This is a genomic window from Streptomyces sp. NPDC002573 (genome assembly GCF_042889625.1).
GTDB classification, from domain to species: domain Bacteria; phylum Actinomycetota; class Actinomycetes; order Streptomycetales; family Streptomycetaceae; genus Streptomyces; species Streptomyces gibsoniae.
In genome coordinates this window covers 14,433-40,972 of the sequence record NZ_JBIARC010000043.1, presented here as the reverse complement: position 1 = coordinate 40,972, position 26,540 = coordinate 14,433, and the positions used below count along the sequence as shown (strand labels likewise).

Annotated in this window: 22 protein-coding genes; 9 read left to right on the top strand and 13 right to left on the bottom strand. The window is 71.4% G+C overall.

Annotated features, from left to right (window positions below; translation table 11 throughout):
- Positions 1-46: 46 nt before the first annotated feature.
- The 10 genes from ACFYX0_RS31785 to ACFYX0_RS31740 form a co-directional block, all read right to left on the bottom strand.
- Positions 47-1,819 (bottom strand): IucA/IucC family protein, encoded by a 1,773-nt coding sequence (locus tag ACFYX0_RS31785; protein WP_388975313.1) that lies wholly within the window; start codon positions 1,817-1,819, stop codon positions 47-49.
- Entirely contained in the window at positions 1,816-2,364 is a 549-nt protein-coding gene (locus ACFYX0_RS31780) for a GNAT family N-acetyltransferase (protein WP_388975311.1), read from the bottom strand. Before ACFYX0_RS31780 ends, ACFYX0_RS31785 begins: the two co-directional genes overlap by 4 nt.
- Entirely contained in the window at positions 2,361-3,641 is a 1,281-nt protein-coding gene (locus tag ACFYX0_RS31775) for a lysine N(6)-hydroxylase/L-ornithine N(5)-oxygenase family protein (RefSeq protein ID WP_388975308.1), read from the bottom strand. The genes ACFYX0_RS31780 and ACFYX0_RS31775 overlap by 4 nt, the downstream gene beginning before the upstream one ends.
- Complete coding sequence (gene desA, locus ACFYX0_RS31770; protein ID WP_388975306.1) at positions 3,625-5,100, bottom strand: lysine decarboxylase DesA; 1,476 nt, start codon at positions 5,098-5,100, stop codon at positions 3,625-3,627. The genes ACFYX0_RS31775 and desA overlap by 17 nt, the downstream gene beginning before the upstream one ends.
- Positions 5,101-5,220: 120 nt before the next feature.
- A complete protein-coding gene (locus ACFYX0_RS31765) occupies positions 5,221-6,072 on the bottom strand; it encodes a siderophore-interacting protein (protein WP_388975304.1) in 852 nt (283 codons plus the stop codon).
- Positions 6,073-6,147: 75 nt separating this feature from the next.
- A complete protein-coding gene (locus ACFYX0_RS31760) occupies positions 6,148-7,200 on the bottom strand; it encodes an ABC transporter substrate-binding protein (RefSeq protein ID WP_388975301.1) in 1,053 nt (350 codons plus the stop codon).
- Positions 7,201-7,374: 174 nt separating this feature from the next.
- Positions 7,375-8,535, bottom strand: coding sequence for an acyl-CoA dehydrogenase family protein (locus tag ACFYX0_RS31755; RefSeq protein ID WP_388975299.1), 1,161 nt, complete (start codon positions 8,533-8,535; stop codon positions 7,375-7,377).
- 5 nt (positions 8,536-8,540) lie between these two features.
- On the bottom strand, positions 8,541-9,479 hold the full coding sequence (locus tag ACFYX0_RS31750; RefSeq protein WP_311692579.1) for a hydroxymethylglutaryl-CoA lyase: 939 nt from the start codon (positions 9,477-9,479) through the stop codon (positions 8,541-8,543).
- Positions 9,476-11,416, bottom strand: a complete 1,941-nt coding sequence (locus ACFYX0_RS31745; RefSeq protein ID WP_388975297.1) for an acetyl-CoA carboxylase biotin carboxylase subunit — start codon at positions 11,414-11,416, stop codon at positions 9,476-9,478. Before ACFYX0_RS31745 ends, ACFYX0_RS31750 begins: the two co-directional genes overlap by 4 nt.
- 8 nt (positions 11,417-11,424) lie before the next feature.
- Positions 11,425-13,041 carry a carboxyl transferase domain-containing protein gene (locus tag ACFYX0_RS31740; protein ID WP_388975294.1) on the bottom strand — a complete coding sequence of 539 codons (1,617 nt, stop codon included), beginning with the start codon at positions 13,039-13,041 and terminating at the stop codon, positions 11,425-11,427.
- Positions 13,042-13,127: 86 nt separating this feature from the next.
- Between ACFYX0_RS31740 and ACFYX0_RS31735 the strand changes: the two genes are divergently transcribed.
- From ACFYX0_RS31735 to tesB, 4 genes are all read left to right on the top strand, one after another.
- The gene (locus ACFYX0_RS31735; RefSeq protein WP_388975291.1) at positions 13,128-13,727 is read left to right on the top strand and encodes a TetR/AcrR family transcriptional regulator; all 600 of its coding nucleotides are present in this window, start codon (positions 13,128-13,130) and stop codon (positions 13,725-13,727) included.
- A gap of 104 nt (positions 13,728-13,831) precedes the next feature.
- On the top strand, positions 13,832-14,197 hold the full coding sequence (locus ACFYX0_RS31730; RefSeq protein ID WP_388975373.1) for a YrdB family protein: 366 nt from the start codon (positions 13,832-13,834) through the stop codon (positions 14,195-14,197).
- Positions 14,198-14,295: 98 nt separating this feature from the next.
- The gene (locus tag ACFYX0_RS31725) at positions 14,296-15,453 is read left to right on the top strand and encodes an acyl-CoA dehydrogenase family protein (protein WP_355904072.1); all 1,158 of its coding nucleotides are present in this window, start codon (positions 14,296-14,298) and stop codon (positions 15,451-15,453) included.
- Between the two features lie 34 nt (positions 15,454-15,487).
- Positions 15,488-16,354, top strand: a complete 867-nt coding sequence (gene tesB, locus ACFYX0_RS31720) for an acyl-CoA thioesterase II (RefSeq protein ID WP_388975288.1) — start codon at positions 15,488-15,490, stop codon at positions 16,352-16,354.
- A gap of 34 nt (positions 16,355-16,388) precedes the next feature.
- On the opposite strand, the gene ACFYX0_RS31715 is transcribed toward tesB, so the two are convergent.
- Both ACFYX0_RS31715 and ACFYX0_RS31710 read right to left on the bottom strand, forming a co-directional pair.
- Positions 16,389-17,186 (bottom strand): phosphatase, encoded by a 798-nt coding sequence (locus ACFYX0_RS31715; RefSeq protein ID WP_388975285.1) that lies wholly within the window; start codon positions 17,184-17,186, stop codon positions 16,389-16,391.
- A gap of 62 nt (positions 17,187-17,248) precedes the next feature.
- Positions 17,249-18,901 carry a PucR family transcriptional regulator ligand-binding domain-containing protein gene (locus ACFYX0_RS31710; protein ID WP_388975282.1) on the bottom strand — a complete coding sequence of 551 codons (1,653 nt, stop codon included), beginning with the start codon at positions 18,899-18,901 and terminating at the stop codon, positions 17,249-17,251.
- A gap of 205 nt (positions 18,902-19,106) precedes the next feature.
- Between ACFYX0_RS31710 and ACFYX0_RS31705 the strand changes: the two genes are divergently transcribed.
- The 3 genes from ACFYX0_RS31705 (at position 19,107) to ACFYX0_RS31695 (ending at position 23,376) form a co-directional block, all read left to right on the top strand.
- On the top strand, positions 19,107-20,570 hold the full coding sequence (locus ACFYX0_RS31705) for a sodium:solute symporter (RefSeq protein WP_355904060.1): 1,464 nt from the start codon (positions 19,107-19,109) through the stop codon (positions 20,568-20,570).
- 107 nt (positions 20,571-20,677) lie between these two features.
- Positions 20,678-21,685 (top strand): agmatinase, encoded by a 1,008-nt coding sequence (gene speB / locus ACFYX0_RS31700; RefSeq protein WP_311692597.1) that lies wholly within the window; start codon positions 20,678-20,680, stop codon positions 21,683-21,685.
- A complete protein-coding gene (locus ACFYX0_RS31695) occupies positions 21,682-23,376 on the top strand; it encodes a thiamine pyrophosphate-binding protein (protein ID WP_388975279.1) in 1,695 nt (564 codons plus the stop codon). The genes speB and ACFYX0_RS31695 overlap by 4 nt, the downstream gene beginning before the upstream one ends.
- Positions 23,377-23,451: 75 nt before the next feature.
- Here the strand turns inward: ACFYX0_RS31695 and ACFYX0_RS31690 are convergent, their stop codons facing one another.
- Positions 23,452-24,072, bottom strand: a complete 621-nt coding sequence (locus ACFYX0_RS31690; RefSeq protein WP_388975276.1) for a hypothetical protein — start codon at positions 24,070-24,072, stop codon at positions 23,452-23,454.
- A gap of 234 nt (positions 24,073-24,306) precedes the next feature.
- Between ACFYX0_RS31690 and ACFYX0_RS31685 the strand changes: the two genes are divergently transcribed.
- Positions 24,307-25,227 (top strand): serine hydrolase, encoded by a 921-nt coding sequence (locus ACFYX0_RS31685; protein WP_388975274.1) that lies wholly within the window; start codon positions 24,307-24,309, stop codon positions 25,225-25,227.
- Positions 25,228-25,323: 96 nt separating this feature from the next.
- On the top strand, positions 25,324-26,388 hold the full coding sequence (locus tag ACFYX0_RS31680) for an esterase-like activity of phytase family protein (RefSeq protein ID WP_388975272.1): 1,065 nt from the start codon (positions 25,324-25,326) through the stop codon (positions 26,386-26,388).
- Positions 26,389-26,540: the final 152 nt, after the last annotated feature.

Sequence of the window (26,540 nt, the reverse complement as noted above, 5' to 3'; positions counted from 1 at the left end):
CCGGTGGACCGTACACCGGGGTGCCCGTCTGTTTCGGGCGCGGGCGCTAGAGGCCCGTGATCGGGTTCCTCAGGGTCCCGACCAGCTGGAGCGCCCCCGAGGGATCCGCGAGGTCCACCATCTGCCGGTTGTTGCGCAGCTGGAGCCGGTTGAGGCAGGACAGGGCGAACTCCGGGGCGAACATGTCGTACTGCCGGAACCGGTCGGCGAGGTGCGGATGCGCGTCCTGGTACTCGTGGACGACCTCGGCGACCGTGCGCCAGAAGTCCTGCTCCGTCAGGACGCCCTCGCCGGCGAGGTTCGCCGCGACGAAGCGGAAGAAGCAGTCGAAGACGTCCGTGAAGACCGACAGGAGCCTCTGGTCCGCGGGCACCTCCACCCGGATCCGGGTGACCTCCGGAGGCAGCACCGCGTCCGGGTCCATCACCGCGATCTCCTCGGCGATGTCCTTGAAGACCGCGCGCCGCACCACACCGTCCTCCAGGACGAGGATGACGTTCTCGCCGTGCGGCATGAAGACCAGGTCGTAGGCGTAGAAGCAGTGCAGCAGCGGGGTGAGGTAGGCCCGCAGATAGTGGCGCAGCCACTCGGTGGGGGCGAGCCCCGACCGCTCGATCAGTGCCCCCGCGAAGGAGGCGCCCTCGTGGTCGACATGGGCGAGGGAGGCCATCGTCGCCAGGGTCTCGCCCTCCCGGAACGAGCCGACCGGGCTCTCGCGCCACAGGGCGGCGAGCATCTTGCGGTACGGGGAGGTGCGGTCGGTGGCCGCCTCGTACTCCAGATGGCGGTAGCCGACGGCCGCCCGCTCGCGCAGGATCGTCAGTCCGGTCGCCTTGAGCACCGGATCGCCCTCGATCAGCCCGTGCAGCCAGTCGTTGATCGCCGGGGTCGCCTCCATGTAGGCGGCCGAGAGCCCGCGCATGAAGCCCATGTTGAGGACGGACAGGGCCGTCTTCACATAGTGCTTCTCGGGATGGTCGGTGTTGAAGAAGGTCCGCACGGACTGCTGGGCCAGATACTCGTCGTCCCCCTCGCCGAGGCAGACGAGGTGCCGCCGGGCGACCTCCGCGGCGAAGGTGACGGTGAGCTTGTTCCACCACTGCCAGGGGTGGACGGGGATGAGGAGGTAGTCCGCCGGGTCCAGGCCCTGGTCGGTGAGCCGCCGGTGGAAGCGGTCCAGGGTCGCGGCCCCCAGCTCCCGCTGTACGAAGGACTCGTACGCGATGCCCGTGCCGGCCGTGAACGCGGCCCGTGAGCGGTGCGCCGCCAGCCACACCAGCCGGAGGGGGTTCGCGGTCTCGGGGGCGTACGACAGGTACTCGTGGATGCCGAAGCCGAGCCGCCCGTTGTTGGCGACGAAGCAGGGGTGGCCCTCGGTCATCCCGGTCTCTATGGCCTGGAACCCGCTCCGGGCGAGCTCGGCGGAGGTGACCTTCGGTTTGGTGAGCTTGTAGCAGGTGCCGGAGAGGGTGGAGGAGATCTCCTCCAGATAGACGGGCAGGATCTCGTCGCTCAGGCCGAGGGCCGTCCTCAACTCGACGAAGAAGTCCATTGCGGCGAGGGGCAGTTCGGTGCCGTCGCGGTGGCGGGTGATCGACTCGGGGTCGACCTCCCAGTGGTCGAGGGCACGCAGGGTGGCGCGGAACCGGTAGCGGGTGAGCCGGTCGTCGCTGTGGACGACGTAGTGGCCGTCGTCCCCCGCCTCGGGGGCGATCAGCCGCTCGTGCGCGAACTCGGCCAGCGCCTTGCGTATGAGGAGACGGTTGGCCTGCGCCCAGCGCTCGGGGGAGAGATGGGCGACGGCGTCGGTGAGGGTCATGCCGCCACCGCCCGCTCGAACCGCTCGCGGGTGCAGAAGCTGAGCAGCGCCGTCTTCTCCGGCTTGGTGATCTCACGCTCGGGCACGAACCCGACCGCCGCGTTCAGCGCGTGCACGGCCGTGTTGCGCACATCGGGCTCGACCACGATCCGCTCGGTGGCCGGATCCTCGAACAACTGCCGTACGACGGCGGTGATGACGGCCCGGGTGAACCCGTGCACGGGCCGGTCGGTGGGCGCGACGAGGAAGTGCATGCCGACGTCACCGGGCCGGGGCTCGTACAGGCCGACGAGTTCGCGGTGCGCGGGGTCGTAGTGCTCCGTCAGGAACGCGGGCTCGCCGTCGTGCAGCCCGAGGAACGCGTGGTGGTGCCGGTCGGCCGCGATCTCCATGTACGCCCGCTCGACGTCCTCCAGCCGGGCCTCCTGCATCCTCCAGAAGGTCGCCTTGGGGTGGGTGACCCAGCGGTGCAGGAGTTCGGCGTCCTTCAGAGGGTCGAGCGGCCGGAAGGTGAGGGTGCCGACGGCACTCGTGGTCGTGCTCATACGGCGAACTCCTGGAAGGCGATGGTCTTCTCGACGGGGTAGTACTCGGTGCCCAGCAGCTCCCGGATGATGTACGCGTTCCGGTAGGCGCCCATGCCCAGGTCGGGGCTGGTGATGCTGTGCGTGTGGACGCCGGCGTTCTGCAGGAACACGCCCCGGCCCGTCACGTCGACGGCGTAGTTGCGGGCCACGTCGAAGTTGCCGTGTCCGTCGTAGCGCAGACGGTCGCGGACCGGCTTCAGGAACTCCGGTTCGACGTACCGGTAGCCGGTCGCGAGGATCAGGCCCTGGGAACTCAGCTCGAAGTCCTTCTCCTGCTCCTCCTGGCGGAAGCCGAGGGTGAAGGTGCCGTTCTCGTGGCGGGCGCTGGTGAGCGCGGAGTTGGTGAGCAGCCGGGTGGGCACCGGACCGTCCAGGTTCTTCTGGTACAGCAGGTCGAAGATCTCGTCGATCAGTGCCCCGTCGATGCCCTTGAACAGGCCCTTCTGCTGTTCGGTGAGGCGGTAGCGGGTCCGTTCGGGCAGGGCGTGGAAGTAGTCGATGTACTCCGGGGAGGTCATCTCCAGGGTGAGCTTGGTGTACTCCAGCGGGAAGAAGCGTGGGGAGCGGGTCACCCAGTCCAGCCGGAAACCGTGGACGTCGATCTCGCTGAGCAGGTCGTGGTAGATCTCGGCGGCGGACTGACCGCTGCCGACCAGGGTGATCGACTCCTTGGCCTGGAGCTGGTGCTTGTGGTCCAGATAGCGGGAGTTGTGGATGACGTCGCCCGCGAGGCCCCGGCAGGCGTCGGGGATGTGGGGCGGGGTGCCGGTGCCGAGGACCAGGTGGCGGGCCCGGTGGACCTCCCCCTCCCGCGTCCGTACGACGTACAGCTCGTCCTGCTCCTCGTACGTCACCTCGGTGACCGTGGTGCCGTAGCGGACGCAGCTCAGCTTCGAGGCCGCCCAGCGGCAGTAGTCGTCGTACTCCATGCGCAGCGGATAGAAGTTCTCACGGATGTAGAACGAGTACAGCCGCCCGCGCTCCTTGAGGTAGCTGAGGAACGAGTACGGGGAGGTGGGGTCGGCCAGGGTGACCAGGTCGGACATGAACGGGGTCTGGAGGTGGGCGCCCTCCAGGAACATCCCGGAGTGCCACTCGAAGGCGGGCTTCGACTCCAGGAAGACGCCGTCGAGTCCGTCGATCGGCTCGGTGAGGCAGGCGAGGCCGAGGTTGAAGGGGCCGAGTCCGATCCCCACGAAGTCGTGGGTGGCGGGGGTGTCAGGATGCGCGGTCAAGGGACTCTCCCAGGTACTGCTCGGCGTGGCCGGGGATCAGATCGAGTACGGCGGCGATGTCGTCCGTCGTCGTCTCGGGGTTGAGCAGGGTGAACTTCAGGTAGTGGCGGCCGGCCACCTTGGTGCCCGCGACCACGGCGTCGCCGGAGGCGAACAGGGCCTTGCGGGCGTACAGGTTGGCGCGGTCGATCCCGGCGGGGTCGGTGACGGCCGCCGGGATGTAGCGGAAGACCAGGGTGGACAGCTGCGGCTCGACGACCACGTCGAAGCGGGGGTCGGCGGCCAGCAGCTCCCAGCCCTTTCGTGCCAGCTCGCAGACCTCGTCGAAGAGGGCGCCGACGCCGTCCGCGCCCATCACGCGCAGGGTCATCCACAGCTTGAGGGCGTCGAAGCGGCGGGTGGTCTGCAGGGACTTGTCGACCAGGTTGGGGATGCGCTCGGTGGCCATGCGGCGCGGGTTGAGATAGTCCGCGTGGTAGGTCGCATGGCGCAGCGTGGAGGCGTCCCGGACCAGCACGGCGGACGAACTCACCGGCTGGAAGAAGGACTTGTGGTAGTCGACGGTGACCGAGTCGGCGCGCTCGATGCCGTCGAGGAGACGGCGGCGGGCGGGCGAGACGAGCAGTCCGCAGCCGTAGGCCGCGTCCACGTGCAGCCAGGCGTCGTGGCGGGCGCACAGCTCGGCGATCTCCGGCAGCGGGTCGATGGAGCCGAAGTCGGTGGTCCCGGCGGTGGCGACGACGGCCATCGGGACGAGGCCCTCCGCGACGCAGCGCTCCAGCTCGTGGGCGAGGGCGACGGTCTGCATGCGCTTGTCCGCGCCCACCGGGACGGAGACGACGGCGTCCGGGCCGAGACCGAGGAGTCTCGCCGACTTCTGCACGCTGAAGTGGCCGGCCTCGGAGGCGAAGATCCGCAGTTTGCCGAGGGTGTCGGAGGTGTCGGGGGCGTTCCATCCCGCCCGCCCCGGTTTGGCCTCCTCGCGGGCCAGCAGCAGCGCCTGGAGGTTGGACTGGCTGCCGCCGGAGGTGAACACGCCGTCGGCGGCGGGTCCGAAACCGATGCGCCCGGCGGTCCAGTCGATGAGCCGGCGCTCGATCAGGGTGCCGCCGACCGACTGGTCCCAGGTGTCGAGGGAGGAGTTGACGGCGGACAGGACGGCCTCGCCGAGCACGGCCGGGATGACGACCGGGCAGTTGAGATGGGCGAGATAGCGCGGGTGGTGGAAGTAGACGGCATCGCGGAGGTACAGCTCCTCCAGCTCGTCCAGGGCCGCGGTGCTGTCGTGCAGCGGGCGGTCCAGGTCGATGCCCTCGATCCGGGGGGCGAGGGCATCGACCGTGACGCCGGTGAACGGACGGTCGGTGGCGGCGAGTCTGGCGGCCACCCGCTCCACTCCTTCGGTCACGGAGCGGCGGTAGTGCTCCGCGGTGAGGTCATTGAGCAGGTGAGAGCGCATGTGGGGGTCCTCCGGTGGGGACAGTCCGTGCGGGACGGGGCAGGGCGGAGCCGCCCGGCAAAACTTAGGTTAGCCTAACCTAAGTTTGATCTTGGGGAACCCCGCCTCCGGTGAGCGTCGTCACTCCTCGGCGCGCAGTTGCTCCTCGCTCAGCCCCTGCCGCCAGTAGCCGACGAAGGTGACGCGCCGGCGGTCGATCCCGCGTTCGCCGACGAAGTGCCGGCGCAGCTCCTTGACCCAGCCGGACTCGCCCGCGATCCACACGTACGGGGCCTGCGCGTCGGGGAGTTCGGCGCCTCTGACCGCCGCGAGCGCGGTGGGGGCCCCTGTGCCGCGGACCAGCCAGGTGACCTCGGCGTCGGCTTCCGTCGCCAGGTCCTGGATGTCGCCCGCCTGCCCGGCCTCCAGCCAGACATGGGCGCGGATGCCCGCGGGGAGCTGTTCGAGGATCGCGGAGGCGGCGGGCACGGCGGTCTCGTCGGCCCAGATCACCACCAGATCGGTGTCCTCGGGCGGACGGAAGCGGATCGCGCGGTTGTCCGCGGCCGCCGGGCCGATCAGGACGACACGGTCACCGGCGGCGGCGCGGGAGGCCCAGAGCGAGGCGGGACCCGCCGGGACGGGGGCTTCCGGCGCCACGCCGTGCAGTACGAAGTCGATGTCGATCTCGTCGGGTCCATCGGGTTCGCGCCGCAGGGACCGCAGGGTGTACGAGCGCATCACCGCCCGTACGTCGTCGGGCAGTTCGCGCCAGCCCTGCCACCAGAGGTCGCCGAGCTCGATCGGCACGGCGGGCTCGCTCTGGCCGGGATGCGGAAGGAAGAGGGACAGGCTCTGGTCGTGTCCGTCGGAGCGGAACGCGCGCAGGTCGTCCCCCGCGAAGGTGACACGGACGACGGACGGGCCGAGCCGCCTCCTCCGTACGACCTGGAGGGAGAAGAAACGGAACGGGGCGGCCACGGCCGTCGTCATGGGTGCTCCTGAGGGGACAGGGCTCCCGAGAGGCGGGCTCCTCGGGAGCGGGGCGCCTTGGGCGGTGAGGGGCGGTCAGCTGACCTTCTCGGCCGTCTCGATGGCCTTGGCGAGGTCCTCGAGCAGCGGGGCGCACCTGTCGTACGACAGGATCGGCTCGGGGTTGCGGGCGATGACCTGGCCCGCCTTGACCGCGGGGAGCTTCTTCCAGGTCGCCTCGGTGATGTCGGCGGGCTGGATGGCCGAGGTGCGGTTGTCCATCATGATGATGTCCGCCGGGTACTTGTCGACGTTCTCCCAGCTCAGATTCTCGAACCAGCCGCCGCTCGCCTTGAGGGCGGAGGCGGAGGGCTCCACGAAGTTCACGCCGAGGGCCTTGAAGTACTCCAGGTCGACGGAGAGGTCGGAGCCGGAGACGTAGAAGATGTCCTGGCTCGCGGAGCCCGCCAGCACCTTGATGCCGGGCTTGGCCCTGGTGGCGGCCCGCAGCCGGGCGGCCGCGTCCTCGAACCGCTTCTTCGCCCGGGTGATGGCCGAGGAGGCGGTGTCCGCGCCGAGAGACTTCGCGAGCTCCAGCATCCGCTGCAGCGGCTCGGTCATCTGGCGGTCGTAGACGGAGATGCCGACGCTGGGGGCGCCGAGGGCGAGGACCTTCTTCGTCGACTCCTCCGGGACGTACCAGAGCGTCCCGGCGCCGTCGAACATCGTGGTGACGAGCAGGTCGGGGCTGAGGGCCGCGTACTTCTCGATGTTGAACTGGCCCCACTCGTTGCCGAGGAGCGTGACCTTGTCGACGTCGAGCCCGCCGGCCTGGACATCGGCCTTGCCGTCCTTGGTCTTCGTCGGGCCGAAGACGCCCTTCACACCGACGCCGTAGTCGTGCAGCGCGGCGGCGACACCGACGAACGCCACGATGTCGGCGGGGACCTTGTCCGCCTTCGCGGTCTGCCCGCGGTCGTCCTTGAACGACCAGGGGCCGGTCTTGTCCGTGCCCTTCGCGCTGTCCGAGCCGGTGTCTTTCCCCTTGTCGCCGCCCCCGCAGGCCGCGAGCGCGGCACCGAGGCCGAGAGCGCCGCCGGCGCCGAGAAGGCCGCGACGGGTGAGGCGGGTGGCACGGGCATTGGACATGGGTGTGCTGCCTTCGAACGGGGCGGAGCATCCGCCGGACGAGTCGAAGGTAGGTTAGCCTAACCTCACTTCCTGTCCAGGGGGCAGGTCGCGGGACGGACCGCGCCTCATATGCGAAGAGGCCCGCGCCTGGTGCGGCGCGGGCCCCTCATCGCTGTGGTCGGTGCTGCGGGCTCAGCCCGTCAGTCCCAGCTCCCGGGCGATCAGCATGCGCTGGACCTCGCTCGTGCCCTCGCCGATCTCCAGGATCTTGGAGTCGCGCCACATCCGGGCCACCGGGTACTCGTTCATGAAGCCGTAGCCGCCGTGGATCTGGGTGGCGTCGCGGGCGTTGTCCACGGCGACGGTGGAGCTGTAGAGCTTCGCCAGGGCCGCCTCCTTCTTGAAGGACTCGCCGGAGACCAGACGGGACGCAGCGTCGCGCCAGGACAGCCGGGCCGTGTGGGCCTTCATCTCCATGTCCGCGATCTTGAACTGGATCGCCTGGTACGCGCCGATCGACCGGCCGAACGCATGGCGCTCCTTGGCGTACTTCACCGACTCGTCCACACAGCCCTGCGCCAGGCCCGTCGCCAGCGCCGAGATCGCGATCCGGCCCTCGTCCAGGATGCGCAGGAACTGGGCGTAGCCGCGGCCCTCCTCGCCCAGCAGGTTCGCGGCCGGGACGCGCACGTCCACGAAGGACAGCTCACGGGTGTCCGAGGCGTTCCAGCCCACCTTCGAGTAGGGGGCCGCCACCGTGAAGCCGGGCGTGCCGGACGGGACGATGATCGAGGAGATGTGCGGGCGGCCCTCCGGCGTACGGCCCGTCACCGCGGTGACCGTCACCAGACCGGTGATGTCCGTGCCCGAGTTGGTGATGAAGCACTTGGTGCCGTTGATCACCCACTCGTCCGTCTCCGGGTCCAGCCGCGCCGTCGTCCGGGTGGCGCCCGCGTCCGAGCCGCCGTCCGGCTCGGTCAGACCGAAGGCGCCCAGGAGCTCGCCGGAGCACAGCCGCGGGAGCCACTCCTGCTTCTGGGCCTCCGTGCCGAAGCGGTAGACGGGCATCGCGCCGAGCGACACCCCCGCCTCCAGGGTGATGGCGACGGACGAGTCCACCCGGGCGAGTTCCTCCAGCGCGATACCGAGCGCCAGATAGTCGCCGCCCATGCCGCCGTACTCCTCGGGGAAGGGCAGTCCGAACAGGCCCATCCGGCCCATCTCGCGGACGATCTCGTACGGGAACTCATGGCGCTCGTAGAAGTCGCCGATCTTGGGCGCCACGACGTCGTGCGCGAACTCCTCGACCGTGCGGCGGAGTTCCTCCAGCTCGGGGGAGAGTCGGTGGTCCATGGGGGTCACTCCTTGTGGGAGAGGGCTCGGACGGTACGGGACGGGCTGGGCCGGTCCAGGTGGGCGGCCATCCACACGCTCGTGGCGGTGAGCCGGCCGAGGTCGACGCCGGTCTCGATGCCGAGGCCGTGAAGCATCCAGACGAGGTCTTCGGTGGCGAGGTTGCCGGTGGCGGACTTCGCGTACGGGCAGCCGCCGAGGCCGCCCGCGGAGGCGTCGACCGTCGTCACGCCGTGCTGGAGCGCCGCCAGGGTGTTGGCGAGGGCCTGGCCGTAGGTGTCGTGGAAGTGCACGCCGATGGCACTGGTCGGCACGCCCTCCTCGTTCAGCTCGGACAGCAGGTCCTGGACATGGCCCGGCGTCGCCACACCGATCGTGTCGCCCAGGCTCAGCTCGTCGCAGCCCATGTCCATCAGCGCCTTGCTGACGCGGACGACCTGGTGGATCGGCACGGCCCCCTCCCAGGGGTCGCCGAAGCACATGGACAGATAGCCACGGACGTGCACCTTGTGCTCCTTCGCCCGCTCCACCACCGGCCGGAACATCGCGAGGGCCTCGTCCACCGTGCGGTTGAGGTTGGCCTTGGCGAAGGACTCGGTGGCGCTGGCGAAGACGGCGATCCGGCGGGCGCCGAGCGCGAGCGCGCGGTCCAGTCCGCGTTCGTTCGGGACGAGGACCGGGAGCGCCACCGGCAGATCGCCGACGAGCGGATACAGCTGCTCGGCGTCCGCGAGCTGGGGCACCCACTTGGGGTGGACGAAGCTGGTCGCCTCGATGGTGGTCAGGCCCGCGTCCGCGAGCCGGCGGATGAACTCCGCCTTCACCTCCGTCGGCACCGTGCTCTTCTCGTTCTGCAGCCCGTCGCGCGCGCCGACCTCGTGGATCCTGACCCGTGGGGGCAGGTCCTCGGAGGGCACGACCATGGGCAGTCCCTGAGCGGTCATTCCGTCGCCTCCCCGTCCTCCTCGTGCGGCGCGATCACGGCCAGCACCTGGTCCATGGCGACCGTCGTGCCGGGGGTGACGTCGAGTTCGGCGACGGTCCCGGCGTGCGGGGCGGAGATGACGTGCTCCATCTTCATCGCCTCGACGACCAGCAGGCTCTGCCCGGCCGTCACCTCGTCCCCGACGGCCACCTTGACCACGGTCACCGTGCCCGGCATGGGCGCGGTCAGCGACTCGGTGCCGGAGTGCGCCGACCGGGTGAGCGAGGCGGCGACCGGGTCGTGGTCGCGTACATGCCAGGCGTCCCCGTCGCGGCCCAGCCAGTCCCCGGCCCGCCGGAAGGTGTGGCGTACGCCGTCCAGGACGACGGACACCGAGTCCTCGGTCACCGTGTGGGTGCCCCGCGGGGCGTACTCCACCGGGTCGGACACCCGCATGGGGAAGGCCACCGGCCGCGGCTCGCCCCCCAGCCGCCAGCCGCTCGGCACGGAGAACGGGTCGGTCCAGCCCGCGCCGCTCGGCTTCAGCGCCTCCAGGCGGACGGCCGCCGCGGCCTCGTAGACCTCCTGCGGCACCTCGGTGGTGACGAGTGTGTCCACCACCCGCTCCACCAGACCCGTGTCCAGTTCGCCCGCCACGACCGCGGGATGGGCCAGCAGCCGGCGCAGGAAGCCGGCGTTGGTCTGCACGCCCAGCGTGACCGTCCGGGCGAGGGCCGCCCGCAGCCTGCGCAGCGCGGTCGCGCGGTCGGGGCCGTAGGCGATGACCTTCGAGAGCATCGGGTCGTACAGGCTGCCGACCTCGGTGCCCTCCGTCAGGCCCGAGTCCGTGCGCACCCCGTCCCCCTGCGGCTCGCGCAGCGCCAGCACGGTGCCTCCGGAGGGGAGGAAGCCGCGGGCCGGGTCCTCGGCGCAGATACGGGCCTCGACCGCGTGTCCGGTGAGCGTGATGTCCTTCTGCCCGAAGGACAGGGGCTCGCCCGCCGCCACCCGCAGCTGCCACTCCACCAGGTCCACTCCGGTGACCAGTTCGGTGACCGGGTGCTCCACCTGGAGGCGGGTGTTCATCTCCATGAAGTAGTACGACGAGGGGTCGCCGCCCGGCACGATGAACTCCACCGTGCCCGCGCCCTCGTACCCGCAGGAGCGCGCGGCCTGGACCGCCGCCTCGCCCATCGCGGTGCGCGTGGCCTCGTCGAGGAGCACACTGGGCGCCTCCTCGATGATCTTCTGGTGGCGGCGCTGGAGGGAGCACTCGCGCTCGCCCAGGTGCACCACGTTGCCGTGGCCGTCGGCCAGGACCTGGATCTCGATATGGCGGGGGCGGTCGATCCAGCGCTCCACCAGGAGCGTGTCGTCGCCGAAGGAGGCACGGGCCTCGCGGCGGGCGGCGGCGATCTCGTCCGCCAGCACCGCCGGGTCCCGCACGAGCCGCATGCCCTTGCCGCCGCCGCCCGCGCTCGGCTTCAGCAGCACCGGCATGCCGATCTCCCCGGCCGCCGCGGCCAGTTCCTCGTCCGTGAGGCCGCTGCCGCTGGATCCGGGCACGACCGGGACGCCGGCCGTGCGCACCGTCTCCTTGGCGCGGATCTTGTCGCCCATGAGGGAGATCGCCTGCGCGGGAGGGCCGATGAAGACCAGGCCCGCCTCCGCGCACGCCCGCGCGAACGCGGCGTTCTCCGCGAGGAAGCCGTACCCGGGGTGCACCGCCTGGGCGCCGCTCCGGACGGCGGCCTCCAGCAGACGCTCCACCGAGAGATAGCTCTCGGCCGCGGGCGCCGGACCGATCCGGACCGCCGTGTCGGCCTCCCGGACATGGCGGGCGTCCGCGTCGGCGTCGGAGAAGACGGCCACCGAGCGCACGCCCATCGACCGCAGCGTACGGATGACGCGTACGGCGATCTCGCCCCGGTTGGCCACAAGCACCGTGTCGAACATGGTCCCCCTCACATCCTGAAGACGCCGAACTGGGGCTCACCCAGGGGCGCGTTGGCGCATGCCGTCAGGGCCAGGCCCAGCACCTGCCGGGTCTCCAGCGGGTCGATCACACCGTCGTCCCACAGCCGGGCGGTCGCGTAGTACGCGTTGCCCTGGCGTTCGTACTGGGCGCGGATCGGGGCCTTGAAGGTCTCTTCCTCCTCCGCGGGCCAGTCCTCCCCGCGCGCCTCGAACTGGTCGCGCTTGACGGTCGCGAGGACCGACGCGGCCTGCTCGCCGCCCATGACCGAGATCTTGGCGTTCGGCCACATCCACAGGAAGCGCGGCGAATAGGCCCGTCCGCACATCGAGTAGTTGCCCGCGCCGAAGGAGCCGCCGACGACGACCGTCAGCTTCGGTACGCGCGTGCAGGCGACGGCCGTGACCATCTTGGCGCCGTGCTTGGCGATGCCGCCCGCCTCGTAGTCCCGCCCGACCATGAAGCCGGAGATGTTCTGCAGGAACACCAGCGGGATGCCGCGCTGGTCGCACAGCTCGATGAAGTGGGCGCCCTTCTGGGCGGACTCGGAGAACAGGATGCCGTTGTTGGCGACGATCCCGACCGGGTGGCCGTGGATACGGGCGAAGCCGGTCACGAGGGTCTGGCCGAACTCCGCCTTGAACTCCGCGAAGCGCGAGCCGTCCACCACGCGCGCGATGACCTCGCGCACGTCGTACGGCGTGCGGGAGTCGACCGGGACCGCGCCGTACAGCCCGAAGGGGTCGACCTTCGGCTCGACCGACGGGACGACCTCCCAGGGCAGCTTCCCGCGTGCGGGAAGCGTGGAGACGATGGCCCGCACGATCCGCAGCGCGTGCGCGTCGTCCTCGGCCAGGTGGTCGGTCACGCCCGACACCCGCGAGTGGACCTCGCCGCCGCCCAGCTCCTCGGCCGTCACCACCTCACCGGTGGCCGCCTTCACCAGGGGCGGGCCGCCCAGGAAGATCGTGCCCTGGTTGCGCACGATCACGGCCTCGTCGCTCATCGCCGGGACATAGGCCCCGCCGGCCGTGCAGGACCCGAGCACCGCGGCGATCTGGGGGATCCCGGCGCCCGACATCCGCGCCTGGTTGTAGAAGATCCGCCCGAAGTGCTCGCGGTCGGGGAACACCTCGTCCTGCATGGGCAGGAAGGCACCGCCGGAGTCGACCAGATACAGACAGGGGAGGCGGTTCTCCAGCGCCACCTCCTGGGCCCGGAGGTGCTTCTTCACCGTCATCGGGTAGTACGTGCCGCCCTTGACCGTGGCGTCGTTGGCGACGATCACGCACTCGCGGCCGCTGACCCGGCCGATCCCGGCGATCACTCCGGCGGCCGGGGCCTGCCCGTCGTACATCCCGTCGGCCGCGAGGGGCGCCAGCTCCAGGAAGGGCGACCCCGGATCGAGCAGGGTGTCCACACGGTCGCGCGGCAGCAGCTTGCCGCGGGCGGTGTGGCGCGCACGGGCCTTCTCGCCGCCGCCCAGGCGGGCCGCGGCCAGCTTGGCGCGCAGCGCCTCGCCCAGCGCGCGGTGCGCCTCCTCATTGGCCCGCCAGGCCTCCGACGCGGGTTCTGCCGCGCTCGTCAGCTCCGGTGCCTCCAGCATCCTGCGGTCCCCTCACCTTGTTAATGAGCGTTAACGCATTTCCTTCAGGTTAACGACCGCTAACCTCCCTGTCTAGAATTGATTTCATGGCCACCAGAACCGACGCCCCCACCCGTCGCGAGCAGATCCTCAAGGAGGCCGCGCGGCTGTTCGCCGAGCGTGGCTTCCACGGTGTGGGGGTCGACGAGATAGGCGCCGCCGTCGGCATCAGCGGACCGGGTCTGTACCGGCACTTCGCGGGCAAGGACGCCATGCTCGCGGAGCTGCTGGTGGGGATCAGCGGCCAGTTGCTGACGGGGGCGAAGCGGCGCCTGGCGGAGGCCGACGGGGCGGCCGCCCCCGAGATGGTCCTCGACTCGCTCATCGAGGGGCACATCGACTTCGCGCTCGACGACCGTCCCCTGATCACCTTGCACGACCGCGAGCTGGACCGCCTCCGGGACAGCGACCGCAAGCTCGTGCGCCAGCTCCAGCGGCAGTACGTCGAACTGTGGGTGGAGGTCCTGCGCGAGGTCTACCCCGAGCTGACGGAACCGGCGGCCCGCTCGGCGGTCCACTCGGTCTTCGGCCTGCTGAACTCGACCCCGCACCTGAGCCGCCGGGGCCCCCTCCCGAGCCGGGGAGCCACGGCGGAGCTGCTGCACCGGATGGCCCGGGGCGCCTTCGCGGCGGCCGGGGGGCAGTGACGGCGGCAGACGCCGGACGCGGCACAAGGGGTGAGAGCCGGATGGCGGGACGGGGCGGAGCGGCCGGGGAGGCCCGTACGGCCGGCGGGGCGGGCGACGCGGCCATGAGCGGAGTGCCACCCTGGTACGCCGTGAACGAGGTCCTCGCGTTCCTGATCGAGCTCGCCGCCCTGGTGTGCCTGGGCTGGTGGGGGTTCGGTGCGGGCCATGAAGGTGCGCTTCGGATCGTGCTCGGTGTGGCCACTCCGGCGCTGGCCGTCGCGGTGTGGGGCCTGTTCGCCGCGCCCCGGGCCCGGCTGCGGCCGGGGCTACCGCTCGTTCTCGTGGTGAAGGCGGTGGTGCTCGGCGGTGGCGCCGCCGCCCTGTACGCGGTCGGTCACCCCGTCGCAGCCGGGGTCCTGGCCGCCGTCACGCTCGTCAACACCGCGCTCGCGGAGGCCTTCCGCTCCAGGGCCGCCCGGGAAGCGTGACGAGCGTTACCAGGGGGCCTCTGGACGCCCGCCTCTACTCGCCGGTACGTTTGATATGAGCAAGCGCTTAGACAGTCAAGGTACGCGGAGGTGGCGGCGTGCGCCGTACGCTGTTCAACGAGGATCACGAGGCGTTCCGGGAGACCCTGCGCGCCTTCATCGAGGCCGAGGTCGTTCCCGTCTACGACGAGTGGCTCGCCGCCGGCCAGGCGCCGCGCGACTTCTACTACAAGCTCGCCGAGCTGGGCGTGTTCGGTATCAAGGTCGACGAGGAGTACGGCGGCGCGGGCATCGACTCGTACAAGTTCGAGGCCGTCCTGTACGAGGAGACCGCCCGCGCGGGCGTGTCCTTCGGTGGCTCCGGTGTCCACGTGCTGCTCGGCCTGCCGTACATAAAGCTGCTCGCCACCGACGAGCAGAAGAAGCGCTACCTGCCGAAGTTCGTCGCCGGCGAGGAGATGTGGGCCATCGCGATGACGGAGCCGGGTACCGGCTCGGACCTCGCGGGCATGAAGACCACCGCCAAGCTCTCCGAGGACGGCACGCACTACGTCCTCAACGGCGCGAAGACCTTCATCACCGGTGGCGTGCACGCCGACCGCATGATCGTCTGCGCCCGCACCTCCGCGCCCACCGCCGAGGACCGCCGCCACGGCATCTCCCTCTTCGTCGTGGACACCAAGGCCGAGGGCTACTCGGTCGGCCGCAAGCTCGACAAGCTGGGCCTGAAGACCTCCGACACCGCCGAGCTGGCGTTCGTCGACGTCAAGGTGCCCGTCGAGGACCTGCTCGGCGAGGAGAACAAGGGCTTCTACTACCTCGGCCACAACCTGGCCTCGGAGCGCTGGGGCATCGCCTACGGCGCCTACGCGCAGGCCAAGGCCGCCGTCCGGTTCGCCAAGGACTACGTCCAGCAGCGCACCGTCTTCGGCCAGCCCGTCGCCGCCTTCCAGAACACCAAGTTCGAGCTGGCCGCCTGCCAGGCCGAGGTGGACGCGGCCGAGGCGGTCGCCGACCGCGCCACGGAGGCCCTCGACGCCGGTGAGCTGACCCCCGCCGAGGCCGCCTCCGCGAAGCTCTTCTGCACCGAGGTCGCCCACCGCGTGATCGACCGCTGCCTCCAGCTGCACGGCGGCTACGGCTTCATGAACGAGTACCCGATCGCCCGCCTGTACGCGGACAACCGCGTCAACCGCATCTACGGCGGCACGAGCGAGATCATGAAGACGATCATCGCCAAGGACATGGGCCTGTAAGCCCGGCGCAACCACCTGCGGATAGAACTGACCCATGAGTCAGGCACTACAGGGTCTCCTCGATCTGCTCGACCTGGAGCAGATCGAGGAGAACATCTTTCGCGGCCAGTCCCGGTCCGCCGTCGTCCCCCGTGTCTTCGGCGGGCAGGTGGCGGCCCAGGCCATGGTCGCCGCCGGGCGCACGGTCCCCGCGGACCGGCTGGCGCACTCCCTCCACGCGTACTTCCTGCGCATGGGGGACCCCGGCGCGCCCATCGTCTACAACGTCGAGCGTCTGCGCGACGGCCGCTCCTTCACCACCCGCCGGGTCGTCGCCGTACAGCACGGCAAGCCGATCTTCACGCTGTCCGCGTCGTTCCAGACGGACGAGGAGGGCCTCGACCACCAGGCCCCGATGCCGCCGTCTCCCGACCCGGCCACCCTGCCCACCTCCGAGGACCGGCTGCGCTCCTATGGCCACCTCGACCCCCAGGTGGTGGAGCGCCTCCTGGAGGCCCGGGAGGCGATCGACCTGCGGTACGTCGACGAGCCGCCCTACGGGAAGTTCGGCGACCCCCGCGAGCCGCACTCCCAGGTGTGGTTCCGCACCAACGGCAAGCTCGCGGACGACCCCCTGCTGCACGTGGTCCTCGCGACCTACGTGTCCGACATGACGCTCCTCGACTCGGTGCTGCTCGCGCACGGGCGCGGCGGCTGGGCCATAGGCGATGTCGTCGGGGCCTCCCTGGACCACGCGATGTGGTTCCACCGCCCGTTCCGGGCCGACGAGTGGCTGCTCTACGACCAGGAGTCCCCCTCCGCACACGGCGGCCGCGGCCTCGGCCAGGCCCGCATCTACACCCAGGACGGCCGCCTGGCGGTCTCGGTGATCCAGGAGGGCGTGGTCCGCGTTCCGTGGTGACGGGACGCGGCCGCCGTCCGCGTGGCGACGGGGCTCAGTCGCCGTTCGTCAGCCCCGCCGCGTCGAGCAGGTACGCCGTCAGCGGGTCGTAGTGGCGGGGGCTGGTGACGTGGTCGTCGAGGGGGACCGTTACCTGGACGGTTCCCTCGGACTCCGCCAGGAAGAGGGCCGGGTCGTTGCAGTCCGCGTAGCCGACGGAGTCGATGCCCAGCTGGCCCGCGCGGCCCGCCCAGCCGTGGTCGGCGACGACCAGGTCGGGCAGCGGGCGGCCCGCCGCCTCCAGACCCTTCAGGATCGCGCCCATCGGCTCGCCGGAGTGCGTGTGCCAGAGGGTGGCGCCGTGCTCGAGGACGGCCACGTCGGCGAACTGCATGACGTACCCCTCGTCCGTCTGCAGTCCGTCCGGGATGACGACGATCTCGCACCCGGCGGCGCGCAGGGCGGCCGCGGTGGCGCGGTGCACATCAAGGAGCCCCCCGGGGTGCCCGGTGGCCAGCAGCACGCGCTGCCGGCTGTCGGCGGCCTTGCGCAGGCGGGCCGCCAGACGGTCCAGGGCGGCGACGGTCAGCTCCGGGTCGATGGTGTCCTGGCCGTAGCGGTACTCGGGATCGTCGTTCACGCCGCAGCGCTCCGCCATGACGGCGAGCACGTCCTGCTCGTCGGTCCAGCGGTCGCCGAGTTCCAGGCCGAGCCAGTAGTTGCGGTCGCCGTTGGAGAGCTTGCGGTAGTGCGAGAGGTTGTTCTCACGGGGCGTGGCGACGTCGCCCGCGATGCGCGTGCGGACGAGGTGGTCGACGAGCTCGGCGCGGCTGGGGGTCCCGGGTATCGGCATGGCCCCCATTGTGCCGTCGAGCTGCGCCGGGACGGCCGTTGTTCCGCAGCGTGGGACGTGCGTCACTCGGCGCGGGCGGGCGCCGCGCGGCCCTGTCCCGTCCGCTGCAACGCGAACCACAGCTCCATCCGTACGTCCGGGTCGTCCAGGTCCGCGTCCAGCAGTGCCGTACAGCGGGCGATGCGCTGGCGCACCGTGTTGCGGTGGACCGACAGGGCGACCGCCGTACGGTCCCAGCTGCCGTGCAGGGACAGCCAGGTGCGCAGGGTCTCCACCAGGGCGGGTGTCCCGGCGATCGGGGCGAGCAGGGTGCGGGCGTGCAGCTCGGCCTGCTCGGCCGGGACCAGGTCGGCCAGCCCCGTGCGCTCGCCGTGGCGCACCAGCGGCGCACGCGTGGCGCGGGCGCGGGTCAGGGCGCGGGCCGCCTGGGCGTCGGCGGCGGGCCAGTCGCCCGGGAGGACGGGCGCGCTCACGCCGAGGGTCCAGCCCGGGAGCGGGGCCGGTTCGCGGTCGGCGGGGACGAGGACCCGTACCGCCCCCTCCTCGAGGTCGACCAGCGCGGACCCTAGCGCGGCGCCGAGCGCGGCGGCGGCCATGGCGTCGTGCGGACCGGTGCCGCCGGGGTGCGGCCGCTTGGCCTCGGGGGCCGGGGCGTCCGGGCGGGCGTGCACGACGATCCACCGGTCGTCCCCGAGCAGCGGTGCGACCGCCTCGGGTGCGGCGCCCAGCAGCAGCCGTACCAGCGCCGACGAACGCGCCGCGCCCGCTCCGCTGTGATGCTCTCCGGTCAGCAGGGAGAGCAGGACCGCGGCGACCGAGGCGATGGTGTGGTCCCCGGGGTCGCGCCGCGGGGAGGCGACCCCGAGGACGAAGCCCTGGACCGGGTTGAGCGCGTAGGCGGCCAGATGTGTCCCGGCGACGGTCTCGGCGGCGGAGGACGGAGCGGGGCGGGTACGGCCCGGCCCCGCGGGCGCACCCGGCTGCGGGGCGTCCGCCGAGGGCGCGGCCGCGGTGCCGACGGGCCGTACGACCCGGGCCAGCTCCGCCATCGCCTCCCGTACCTCGCTCTCCGGCCCCCGCCCCGCCGCCGCGAGATGCGTCCCGTCCGGGCCGTAGAGCACCGCCCAGCCCGCGACCCGCTGGGCCAGCTGCCGCAGCACCGAGGGCATCGGGTCCGGGCGGGCCGCCGCCGCGGCCAGGCTCTGCTGGGCCTCCGTGACACGGCGCAGCTCGGCCAGCCGGGCCTGGGCCATCAGCTGCCACACCGCACGGGCCACGCCCGAGAACGTCGTCTGCGGCGGGACCTCCAGCAGCGGCAGCCCGTGGCGGTCGCAGGCCGCCACCAGCGCGGGCGGCACCGTGTCGTGGACCGGCGCCAGACCGAAACCGAGTGCCGCGCCGCCCGCCGCCACGATCCGGGAGACGTAGTCGTCGAAGTACTTCTCCGGTCCAGGACCCGCGCCACCGGGGGCCCCCGCGCCGGTGCCGGCCGCTTCGGGGATCTGCACGCCCGCCGTCAGCAGCAGCTCGCCCCCCAGCAGATACGGGTAGGGGTCGGCCATCTCCGAGGTGTGCGCCCAGTGGATCACGATGTCCGGGCCGGCCGGGCCGGCGATCTGCCGCAGGGCCAGGTCCTCCCGGGCGAGCAGGGCCGACAGCGGCACCGGTGGTGTGGGGGGTACCGCCGGAGCGGCCGGTGACGACGGATCCGGCATGGTGGACGGTTCCTCCAGTCTGCTCGGTTCAGATGGATGAAACGTACACTTCAGAGTCGCTTTCCGGCCACCTAGTGTCTCTGCAGACCGGCAGCCGCGGGTACGGGCGGATGTCCCCGCGGTCCGCTGCCGACGTCCCGGTTCCCCAGGAACCTCTACGTCTCTGCACGACACGCCACCGGAAAGTATGCGAAGGAGGGCCCCAATGGCCGTCGACTACACAGTGATCGTCGTCTATCTCGCCGGCATGCTGGCGATGGGCTGGTGGGGCATGCGCCGCGCCAAGTCCAAGAGCGAGTTCCTCGTCGCGGGCCGCCGGCTCGGGCCCGCGATGTACTCCGGCACCATGGCCGCGATCGTCCTCGGCGGCGCGTCCACCATCGGTGGCGTCGGCCTCGGCTACCGGTACGGGCTGTCCGGCGCCTGGATGGTGTTCACCATCGGCCTCGGACTGCTCGTCCTCTCCGTCTTCTTCTCCGCGCGCATCGCCCGGCTGAAGGTCTACACCGTCTCCGAGATGCTCGACCTCCGGTACGGCGGCCGGGCCGGTGTGATCTCGGGCGTGGTCATGTGGGCGTACACCCTGATGCTCGCGGTCACCTCGACCATCGCCTACGCCACCATCTTCGACGTCCTCTTCGACATGAACCGGACCGTCGCGATCATTCTGGGCGGCGCCATCGTCGTCGCGTACTCGACGCTCGGCGGCATGTGGTCCATCACGCTCACCGACATGGTGCAGTTCGTGGTGAAGACCATCGGCGTCCTGCTTCTGCTGCTGCCCCTCGCGGTGATGCGGGCGGGCGGCTTCAGCGAGATGAAGGCCAAGCTGCCGACGTCGTACTTCGACCCGCTGGGCATCGGCGGCGAGACGATCTTCACCTATGTCCTCATCTACACGTTCGGCATGCTGATCGGACAGGACATCTGGCAGCGCGTGTTCACCGCCCGCAGCGACACGACGGCCAGGTGGGGCGGCACGGTGGCCGGCACCTACTGCCTGGTCTACGCGCTTGCCGGCGCCGTCATCGGCACCGCCGCCAAGGTGCTGTTCCCGAAGCTGGGCAGCCCGGACGACGCCTTCGCGACCATCGTCAAGCAGGAACTCCCCGTCGGTGTGCGCGGGCTGGTGCTCGCGGCGGCCCTCGCCGCGGTGATGTCGACCTCTTCCGGCGCGCTCATCGCCTGTGCGACCGTCGCCAACAACGACATCTGGTCGCGGCTGCGCGGTGTCGTGCGCCGCGACGGGGGCGAGGCGCACGACGAGGTCAGGGGCAACCGCGTCTTCATCCTCGTGATGGGGGTCGCCGTGATCGGTACGGCCATCGCGCTGAACAACGTGGTCGAGGCGCTGACCGTCGCGTACAACCTGCTCGTCGGCGGGCTGCTGGTGCCGATCCTCGGCGGACTGCTGTGGAAGCGCGGCACCGCGCAGGGCGCGCTCGCCTCGGTCTCCGTCGGCGGTCTCGCGGTCATCGCCCTGATGGCGACCTACGGCATCCTCGCCAACGAGCCCGTCTACTACGGGCTGCTGGCCTCGCTGGCGACGTACGTCGTGGTGTCGCTGGCGACGAAGCCGACCGAGGAGGCCGTGCTGACCGCCTGGCGCGAGCGGCTCGCGGGCCGTGGCGCGCCGGCCGCGGAGGAGCCGACGACGGTGGGCGTCTGAGCCCTGGATGCTTCGGTCCGGCCGCCGCACGGCGGCCGGACCGTGCGGACCCCGCCCCGGGGTCCGCGACACTGGAAGAAACCCGCATGACCCGGAGGAGTCCGACGATGAGCAGTACCGAGAACCCCGCAGCAGGCGCCGGCCGACCCCGCGGACCCGTCGACTCGTCCCGCATCCCGCGGTACGCGGGCCCCGCGACCTTCGCCCGGCTGCCCCGCCTCGACGAGGTCGGCACCGCGGACGTCGCGGTGGTCGGTGTGCCCTTCGACTCCGGTGTCTCCTACCGCCCCGGCGCCCGCTTCGGCGGCAACGCCATCCGTGAGGCGTCCCGTCTGCTGCGCCCGTACAACCCGGCGCAGGACGCCTCCCCCTTCGCGCTCGCCCAGGTCGCGGACGGCGGCGACATCGCCGTGAACCCGTTCAACATCAACGAGGCGGTGGAGACCGTCGAGGCCGCCGCCGACGAACTGCTCGGCACGGGCGCCCGTCTGATGACCCTCGGCGGCGACCACACCATCGCCCTGCCGCTGCTGCGCTCCGTCGCCAAGAAGCACGGCCCGGTGGCCCTGCTCCACTTCGACGCCCACCTCGACACCTGGGACACCTACTTCGGCGCCGAGTACACCCACGGCACCCCGTTCCGCCGCGCCGTCGAGGAGGGCATCCTCGACACCTCCGCGCTCTCCCACGTCGGCACCCGCGGCCCGCTGTACGGCAAGCAGGACCTCACCGACGACGAGAAGATGGGCTTCGGCATCGTCACCTCCGCCGACATCTACCGGCGCGGCGCGGACGAGGTCGCCGACCAGTTGCGCCAGCGCATCGGCGACCGCCCGCTGTACATCTCCATCGACATCGACTGCCTCGACCCCGCGCACGCCCCGGGCACCGGCACCCCCGAGGCCGGCGGCATGACCTCGCGTGAGCTCCTGGAGATCCTGCGCGGCCTCGCCTCCTGCAACCTGGTCTCGGCGGACGTCGTCGAGGTGGCGCCCGCCTACGACCACGCGGAGATCACCTCGGTGGCCGCCTCCCACACCGCCTACGAGCTGACGACGATCATGACTCGCCAGATCGCGGCCGCCCGCGCCGGTGAGGAGACCGAGACCAAGTGACCCACGACCACGACCTGGTTCTCCGTCCGACGGCGGCGCAGACCGAGGCCGCGTTGAACACTCCCACCGGCCGCAACGGCGGAGACCTGGTCGTGGAGACCCTGGCCGGGCTGGGCGCGACGACCGTCTTCGGCCTGCCCGGCCAGCACGCGCTCGGCATGTTCGACGCACTGCGCCGCTCCACGCTGCGGTACGTCGGTCTGCGCGTGGAGAACAACGCCGGTTTCGCGGCGGACGCCTACGGACGGATCACGGGAGAGGCCGCCCCGCTCCTGCTCTCGACGGGCCCGGGCGCGCTGACGTCCCTGGCCGCGCTCCAGGAGGCGGCGGCCGCCTCGGCCCCGGTCCTGGCGATCAGCAGTCAGATCCCGGCCGCCGGGCTGGGCGGCGGGCGCCACGGCTATCTGCACGAACTCCCCGACCAGTCGGCCTCGTTCCGGGGCGTGGTCAAGTCGGTGCACACGGTCCGTACGCAGTCGCAGATCCCGTCGGCGATCGCCCAGGCGTGGAAGTCGGCGCTGACGGCCCCACACGGGCCGGTGTGGGTGGAGATCCCCCAGGACGTGCTGCTCGCCGAGACCGCCCTGCCGGTGGTGACCGCGGTGGACGCGACGCCGGAGGACCTGCCCCCGCGCCCGGAACTGACCGCGGTCGCGGCCGACCTGCTGTCGAAGGCGTCCCGCCCGGCGGTCATCGCGGGCGGGGGAGTGGTCCGGGCGGATGCCGCGGGCAAGCTCCGCCGGCTCGCCGAGAAGCTGAACGCCCCCGTCGTCACCACCTTCGGCGGCAAGGGCGCCTTTCCCTGGGAGCATCCCCTCTCCCTGCAGTCCTGGCTGGAGGACCGCCACACGACCGACTTCCTGGAGGACGCGGACGTCCTGCTGGTGGTCGGCTCGGGCCTGGGCGAACTGTCCTCGAACTACCATACGTTCAAGCCGCGCGGCCGGGTGATCCAGATCGAGGCGGACCTCGGCAAGCTGGAGTCCAACCACCCCGCCCTCGGCATCCACGCGGACGCGCGTCTGGCCCTGCAGGCCCTGCTGGAGACGGTGTCGGAACGGGAGGACGCGAGCGCCCCCGAGCGCGTACGGGCAGTGCTGGCGCGGGTCGCCGAGCGGATCGCGGCCCAGGAACTGACCCTGGAGCAGCGGCTGCTGGCGTCGGTGCGGCGCGCCCTGCCCGCCGGTGCCCCGTCCTTCTGGGACATGACGATCCTGGCGTACTGGGCGTGGTCGGCGTTCGACCCGCGGGGAACGAACACCATGCACTCGGCACAGGGCGCGGGCGGCCTCGGCTACGGCTTCCCGGCCGCGCTCGGCGCCGCCGTGGCCGACCCCACGCACCCCGTGCTCGCGGTCTCCGGCGACGGCGGAGCCCTTTACTCCATCGCCGAGCTGGCGACGGCCCGGCAGTACGACCTGAACGTGACCTGGCTGATCGTCGACGACGGCGGCTACGGCATCCTGCGCGAGTACATGACGGACGCCTTCGGCCAGGCCACGGCGACGGAACTGACCCGCCCGGACTATGTGGCCCTGGCGGAGTCGTTCGGCGTCCCGGGCGTCCGTACGACCCCGGACACCCTGGAGGAGGACCTGACGAAGGCGCTCGCCGAGCCGGGACCCTCGGTGGTCGTCCTCCCGGCGGTGCTGCGCATGTTCGCCCCGACGCACCTGGAAGTACGCGCCTGATACCTCCGACGGGCGCGACACGTCCGACGGGTCCGCTACGTCCGACGCACCTGACGTGCCGTCACCGCGGCCGGGTCACCGGAACCAGAAGAAGATCGTGTCGTTCGTCCGGCCGAGCTCCCGGGCACTCTCCCACTCCTCGGCCTCGAACTGCAGGACCTCGGCGAACCGGCGCACCGTGCCCTGGTGGTCGGGGTCCAGCCGGTCCAGCACCGCCTCGTACGCCTCGGCGACCGCGGCGGCACGCTGGGCCGCCAGGACCCCGATCTGCGGAACGATGTCGCCGGCGTGCGGCAGCTGTACCGGCGGCCCGCTGAACAGGTACGAGCCCGGTCGCAGCTCGGACGGCACACCGTGCCGGGCCAGTTCGTCGTCCACCGAGTGGAACCAGGACAGCCGCCGCCAGGACCCGAGGTCCACGGTCTCGGAGAAGTGGCACGCCACCACCTCGTGGAAGGCATAGGTGTACGCCGGGCTCACGTCCACGCTGGGGGCGCCCTCCAGCAGTTCGTCGAGCGCGCGGCCGACGGACACACCGAGATCGACGTCCTGCTCCTGGAGCCGCGCGTCGGTCCGCGCGCACCTCTCGCGCACGATCCCGAGCATCCGCTCCTGCTCCGGCGTCCGCTCCACCGCGGTGAGCAGCCGCATCACGCTCCGCATGTCACCGGTGCTCATCTCCAGGCAGTAGCTCACTGTTTCCTCCCCGTGTCTCCGGACGCGTGCGCCCATGATCGCAACAGCGCCCGGCCGGATCGTGGTCAGGGCCGCGCCGCGCCGGGCGGTTTCCTCCGTGGCGGAAGGACGTCTGAGGGACGGGCAACCGGGAAAGGATGTTCTCTCGTGCAACCTTTCACCTGTACCCGTGAGTCATCAGGGCAGGACGTGCCGGGGGCACGTCCGAATCCACGTAAGGGATGGGGGACTTCCATGACTCACCACAGATCCCGGCGTGCCCGTGTGCTCGGTGCGGGTATCGCCGCCGGGATTCTCATACCGTCCGTGGTCGCCGCGACGCCCGTCTCGGCCACGACGCCGACGGTGAGCTGCACCTCGGGCAAGACGGGTCTCGCCGCCAAGCTCCAGAAGGACATCACCGCGGCCCTCGCCAACCGCAAGGGCACCGTCGCGGTCGGCCTCTACGACCGGTCCACGAACACCACCTGCTCGCTGCGTGCCACCAGCGCCTACGACTCGGCCAGCGTCGTCAAGGTCACGGTGCTCGCCACACTGCTGTGGGACGCCAAGAAGCACAACCGCTATCTGACCGACCGTGAGACCTCCCTCGCCACGGCGATGATCACCAAGTCGGACAACGACGCGACCAGCACGCTGTGGAGGCAGCTGGGCCTGACGAAGGTCAAGGGCTTCCTCACGGCTGCCGGTATGACCCAGACCAAGCCGGGCGCGAACGGCTACTGGGGCCTGACCCAGATCACCGTGCAGGACGAGCAGAAGCTGCTCAAGCTGATCACCGCCAAGAACTCCGTGCTGAGCGACAACTCCCGGGCCTACATCCTGAAGCTGATGGGGAAGGTCGTCTCCGCGCAGCGCTGGGGCACCCCGGCGGGCGCGCCCTCGGGTGTCTCCGTGCATGTGAAGAACGGCTGGCTGTCGCGCGCCACGCACGGCTGGCGCGTGCACAGCGTCGGCACCTTCAACGGGGCCGGGCACGACTACATGATCACCGTGCTGACGCAGGACAACAGCACCATGGACTACGGCGTCACCACGATCCAGAACGTGGCCAAGGCCATCCACAAGGACCTGGTGCCGACGGTCTCCGCCAAGAGCGCGTACGTGCCCACGAGCACACCGCAGGAGGCGATCCCGGCGGTCCCGGCGAACTGAAAGCCGCCGGCCCGGCGGTGAGCCGACACGGGCCAACTCCGGCTGGTTCAAGGGGAGTCCACTCCGGGGCCAGCCGCGTCGCCCTACCGTGACGGCATGCGCCTGAGAATCCTTCTCGCCACCGTCACCGCCACCCTGGCGGCGGCCACCTCACCGGCCGCCGCCGGCACCCCCGCCGCCCCGCACGCGTGCTCCTCCACCGTGGACATCCGGGGCTTCTCGGACGCCCTCGACAAGACGAGCTACGAGGGCACGTTCGTCGGCAACCTCTCCGCGCTCTCCGTCGACAGCGACAAGCGCATCGTCGCGCTCTCCGACCGCTCGTCCCTGTTCACCCTGGACCCCAAGACCCTCAAGCCCACGAGCGTGGTGAACCTGGCCGACGAGAAGGGTGCCGCGCTCGACTCCGAGGGACTGCTCGTCGACTTCCCCCACTCTCGGCTTCGCTCGAGCGGGGGGACCCCCACCGGCACGCGGCTCGTCTCCTCCGAGACCGAGCCGTCCGTCCGCCGCTACTCCCGCGACGGAAAGCTCCTGGACCGTCTTCCGGTGCCCGCCCCGCTGGCGGTCGCCCCGGCCGGCCGGGCCACCGCCAACCTGACCTTCGAGGGCCTGACCCTGCTGCCCGGCGGCCGCACGCTGCTGGCCAGCATGGAGGGTTCACTCAGCGGCGACACCCCGGGCATCGTCCGCTTCCAGACCTGGACGCGCCAGGGGAGGCACTTCGCGTCGGCGGCCCAGTACGGCTACCGGACCGACACCGGCCTCGGGGTCTCCGAGACCACCGCCACCCCCGACGGCCGGCTGCTGGTCCTGGAGCGCGGGTTCACCGCCGGGTACGGCAACACGGTCCGCCTCTACCTGGCGGACCTCCGGCACGCCACGGACACTCGCGGCATCGACACGCTGACCGGACAGGGCGGTGTGCGCCTCGTCCGCAAGACCCTCCTGGCGGACCTGGTGAACTGCCCCTCGCTCGGCGCGCAGGCCCACCAGCCCCAGCCGAACCCGCTGCTCGACAACATCGAGGGCATGGCGGTCACGGGCGCCGCGCACGGCTGGCTGAACGTGCTGCTGGTCAGCGACGACAACCAGAACGCGGGCCAGGTCACCCGCCTGTACTCACTGCGCGTACGCCTCCCGCACCCCGCCGGCCACTGACGGCCCGCGGACCGCGCAACGGCCGGGCGCCCACGCGCCCGGCCGTTCCCCGTGGTCCTCCGGAGGCCTCAGCCGCCGTCCTCCTCGCCGTCGTCCCGCGCCCCGGCGCATACAAGGGCCTGGATCGCGTCGACCGCGCTGCCGTCGTGGTC